This window comes from Bartonella queenslandensis AUST/NH15, from assembly GCF_000312585.1.
Taxonomy (GTDB): Bacteria; Pseudomonadota; Alphaproteobacteria; order Rhizobiales; family Rhizobiaceae; genus Bartonella; species Bartonella queenslandensis_A.
Genome location: NZ_HE997985.1, coordinates 88,285 through 92,968 on the forward strand (window position 1 = coordinate 88,285; position 4,684 = coordinate 92,968).

The window sequence follows — 4,684 nt, forward strand, 5'->3', positions numbered from 1 at the left end:
GATATCCTTCGACGTCAGCAACGCAAAATCTTGGCATTTTTTTATGGGTTTCTGATATATTTTTTCTGACAAGGGCAATAATGATCTGATATGTTTGGCGATTGCTTTTGCAGGATCAATCCATTCAACGGACCATAAAGCTTGTTCACGAAAGAAGTTAATTAAAAAAGGATAATGCGTGCAGGCTAAAACAATAATATCAGTATATTGACCATTTTTTTTCACAAAACATGGCAGAATTTCTTTTCTTAACTCTTCTGAATCGATAGATTTTCCTCGTAAATAATCTTCAGCAAATCCAGCAAGCTTTTCACTTCCTACAAGCTGAACATGACACTGTCCAGCAAAAGAGTTAATTAATTCATTTGTATAGGGACGTTTAACTGTTCCAGGAGTCGCTAATACGGAAATAAAACCAGATTTTGTTTGTTCAGCAGCTGATTTAATTGCAGGAACTGTTCCTACGAAAGGGACATGAGGAAAGTTTTTTCGTAAATTTGCCAGCATCAATGTAGAAACAGTGTTGCAAGCAATCACACATAAGGCAGGATCATAGTGTGTTAAAAGATTTGTAAAAATCTTTAAAATGTGTTCTTTCAGAGCATTTTCTTCCCAATTACCATAAGGGAATCCTGCATCATCAGCCACATAAATAAATTGTATTTCAGGGATAAGAACACGCGCTTCCCTCAACACTGTTAAGCCACCAATACCACTATCAAAAAAAAGAACAGGTCGTTCATCCATCAGTTTTCACACTTGTTTTAATTTTTTGACGATCGCGCTCTTGAGGAGCTCTACTTCCCCGTGGATATTGTGGAGAAAAATGATCCAATGAAGATATAACGCCTCGCAATAAACGAACCTCAGCTTCACTAAAGTTGGCGCGCGTAAAAACAGAGCGCAAATTTGCAAGCATAACCTCTTTTCGTTCTCGGGGTCTAAAATACCCACGGATATCCAAAGCCTCTTCTAATTGAGATAAAAAACCATGAAACGCTGTTTTATTTGCAGGCTCCATCTCTGGTGCACGAAATGCCGTATCGCTCACATTTTCGAGACCTGTTTTCATCCATTCATAAGACATCAAAAGAACTGCTTGTGCAATATTAAGTGATGCAAAAGCAGGATTAACTGGAAAAGTGATAATTTCATCAACAAGGCTGATTTCATCATTTTCTAGTCCCCATCTCTCTCTTCCAAAGACAATACCTGTTTTATATCCTATATTTTCACGCTGACGGAGTACATTTGCTGCTTCGACAGCACTTTTTACAGTTTTAAATCCACATCTTTCACGTGCTGTTGTAGCAAAAACATAGTGTAAGTCTGCGATTGAATCACGCAATGTATCAAAAATTACGGCGTTGTTAATGACATGATCAGCTTTACTTGCAGCAGCTCTAGCTTTTTCATTCGGAAATGTTTCTCGAGGTTTGACTAATCGAAGCTTAGAAAGCCCAAAATTTGCCATTGCCCTTGCAACCATACCAATATTTTCAGGAAGCTGCGGTTCAACTAAAATAATAATGGGACCATTTATTAAATTTTCGCGATTCTTATTCGTTCCAGCCATCAACCTTACCTAGTTTCACTTAAAATATCCCTCTCTCTACTATTTTTTAACGCAACCTTCTTCACAGTACTCTAATGCTATTTAATAATAAATTATAAACAATGTTATTTTCTCACTCAAAGAGTGTAGATTTCCTAATAATAAATTTTTAAGACCATTAAAGTAAACGATGGAGTTTATAACAATTTATATAAGATAACGTAGCGTTTTTTACATCAATTTTACCTTTTTTAATAGGGAATAGCCTCTACAAATCATAATCTCAGTTGAATTATGAAATCATAAATCCTAAAAAAGGAATATGCACTTTACTCCCAAACTTTTTCCGGCAAAGCTTATCCGTCGTTATAAACGTTTCCTTGCAGATGTTAAACAAGATGATCAACATATCTTCACCGTGTCGGTACCCAATACAGGATCAATGCTTGGATTGACAGCTTCCAACGCCAATATTTGGCTTTCATATCATAAAAACGCCAAGAGAAAATATGCTTATCAATTAGAAATTGTTGAATCCGATAATACTTTGGTTGGTATTAATACCACTTTACCCAATAAACTTGCGTTAGAAGCAATTCAAAATGGATTGCTACCAGAATTAAGTGGATATAAAACAATTTTAAAAGAACAACGCTATGGGACACAATCACGTATTGATTTTCTTTTACGTGATGATAATCTTCCTGATTGTTACCTAGAAGTCAAAAATGTTCATTTTATCCGTCAAAAAGGATTAGCAGAATTTCCCGATAGCCAGACAAAACGTGGTGCCCGTCACCTTGAAGAACTCATGCAAGTCGTACAACAAGGAAAACGAGCTGCTATGCTTTATATTATTCAACGAGAAGATTGTACAGCTTTTACAATTTGTCACGATCTTGATCCACTCTATGGACGTAAGTTTGATTTAGCATTAAAATCAGGAGTAGAATGTTATGCTGTAAAGTGTCACATAAGTGTGGAAGGCATTTTTCCGATTCAGAGAGTGAAAATAGAAAACAGAAGAAACAATGACCGAGTATATTGAATATAATAAATTCCCTTTAAAGTTTAATGGAAAAATCCGCATTTTTGATGACTATGCTTTCGCTAAAATGCGTGAAGTTGGTCGTATTGCGGCAGAATGCCTTGATGCACTTACAGATATGATTAAACCTGGCGTCACTACGCAAGAAGTTGATGACTTTGTATTTACTTTTGGTGCACAAAAAGGTGCTCTTCCTGCTGATCTAAATTATCATGGATACAGCCATTCATGCTGTACATCTATCAATCACGTTGTCTGTCATGGTATTCCCAATAAAAGACCTTTGCAAGAAGGCGATATTGTGAATGTTGATGTGACCTTTATTCTTGATGGTTGGCACGGTGATTCAAGCCGCATGTACCCTGTTGGAAAAATCAGACGTGCTGCAGAACGCCTTTTACAAATAACCCACGAAAGCCTTATGAGAGGAATCGCTGTCGTTAAACCTGGAGCAACAACAGGTGATATTGGTGCAGCCATTCAACAGTATGCCGAATCTGAACGGTGTTCAATTGTGAAAGATTTTTGCGGACATGGTATCGGTCAACTTTTTCATGATGCCCCCAATATTCTCCATTATGGAAATCCCGGAGAAGGCATCGAATTAAAAAAAGGGATGATGTTTACAATTGAGCCAATGATTAATCTTGGTAAACCACAAGTTAAGATTTTATCTGACGGTTGGACTGCTGTTACCCGTGACCGCTCTTTGACAGCACAATATGAACATACAATTGGTGTCACAAATGAAGGGTGTGAAATATTTACAATATCGCCTAAAAATATTTTTTATATTCCAAATCCGCAGATTTAATGCATTGTAGAGACGTTATGGCTAAAAAATTAAATAAAAAGGAAGATATTCAAAGTAATCACTTTGCATTAACATCAAGTTCTCCACTCACCTCAGTATCAAAAAGAAAAAGTGAAGAACCTAAGAAAAATATACAGCTTGATAAACATTATCAAGGACATCGTGAGCGTCTTCGAAAACGCTATTTAAAGTCAAAAGGAAATGCAATTGAAGATTATGAATATCTTGAATTATTGCTTTTTCGCACAATACCTCGGGCAAACACAAAACCTATAGCTAAAAATTTGATAGCACATTTTGGTTCATTAGCTGATGTGTTGGGCGCTGACATTCATCGACTTCAAGAGGTTCAAGGATGTGGTCCCGTTACTGCACTTGATTTAAAAATTATTTCAGATGTTGCTGGACGTATTGCTCGTGCACAATTGTTTAAACGCGATATTTTTTCATCATGGGATAAAGTATTAGCTTATTGTAAAGCCGTTATGGCTCACGAAACACGCGAACAATTTCGTATTTTATTTCTCGATAAGAAAAACGGCTTACTTGCCGATGAGGTACAACAAACTGGAACCATTGATCATACTCCTGTCTATCCTCGTGAAGTTATTTCTCGAGCTTTAGAGTTATCCGCATCAGGACTTATCTTAGTTCACAATCACCCTTCTGGTGATTCTACCCCCTCTGATGCAGATATAACAATGACATACAGACTAAAAGATGCAGCAAATGCATTAGGCATTACGATCCATGATCATCTTATTATCGCACGACACAACCATACAAGTTTTAAAGCATTAAAACTTATATAAACCTTATGGGATAAAAAAGATTTCATTCAAGAAGAATAGTCAATCAATTTTTAAATCAATATCCAATATAGCCATTGAGAAATTATAGGATAGCTCATCTTCATCTTCATCTCGATAAATAATACCTAAAAATTCATCCCCCATATAAACCTCACAAGAATCATCCTTTTTAGGCCGTGCTCTGACTTGCAATGCTGAGTTTTGGAATGTATTTTTTAAATAATTATCAAGTTTTTTTATTTCATCAGCATTCACTATGCTCTCCTGTTTTTTGATACGGTTAAAATAATTGCGTGCTGCGCGAATAAGACACTCCTCTGATTCTGTAAAGTCAGTAAAGAAGCTTAATCTGAATATTGACTTAATATTACATATATTTACAATATTACATATATTTACAGCTCTTTCTTTATATATTCATAAAGAACTTTTATAAAAGGAGTCTATCATTATTG

At 35.8% G+C, this 4,684-nt stretch carries 6 protein-coding genes; 3 read left to right on the top strand and 3 right to left on the bottom strand.

Annotated elements, in window-relative coordinates:
* Both murI and BN338_RS02445 read right to left on the bottom strand, forming a co-directional pair.
* The coding region (gene murI / locus BN338_RS02440; RefSeq protein WP_039758677.1) for a glutamate racemase at positions 1 to 747 on the bottom strand (747 nt) is incomplete at its 3' end.
* Entirely contained in the window at positions 740 to 1,576 is an 837-nt protein-coding gene (locus tag BN338_RS02445) for an RNA methyltransferase (RefSeq protein ID WP_039758679.1), read from the bottom strand. The genes BN338_RS02445 and murI, both read right to left, overlap by 8 nt.
* A gap of 301 nt (positions 1,577 to 1,877) precedes the next feature.
* On the opposite strand from BN338_RS02445, the gene sfsA reads away from it, so the two are divergent.
* Genes sfsA through radC form a run of 3 tightly spaced genes read left to right on the top strand, consistent with a single transcriptional unit; the run spans position 1,878 to position 4,229 of the window.
* Positions 1,878 to 2,603, top strand: coding sequence for a DNA/RNA nuclease SfsA (sfsA, locus tag BN338_RS02450; RefSeq protein WP_039758680.1), 726 nt, complete (start codon positions 1,878 to 1,880; stop codon positions 2,601 to 2,603).
* Positions 2,587 to 3,417, top strand: coding sequence for a type I methionyl aminopeptidase (gene map, locus BN338_RS02455; protein WP_039758682.1), 831 nt, complete (start codon positions 2,587 to 2,589; stop codon positions 3,415 to 3,417). Before sfsA ends, map begins: the two co-directional genes overlap by 17 nt.
* A gap of 17 nt (positions 3,418 to 3,434) precedes the next feature.
* Complete coding sequence (radC, locus tag BN338_RS02460; protein ID WP_039758684.1) at positions 3,435 to 4,229, top strand: RadC family protein; 795 nt, start codon at positions 3,435 to 3,437, stop codon at positions 4,227 to 4,229.
* Between the two features lie 39 nt (positions 4,230 to 4,268).
* On the opposite strand, the gene BN338_RS02465 is transcribed toward radC, so the two are convergent.
* Positions 4,269 to 4,484: a DUF3126 family protein gene (locus BN338_RS02465; RefSeq protein ID WP_039758685.1), complete on the bottom strand. Its 216-nt coding sequence runs from the start codon at positions 4,482 to 4,484 to the stop codon at positions 4,269 to 4,271.
* Positions 4,485 to 4,684 lie beyond the last annotated feature (200 nt).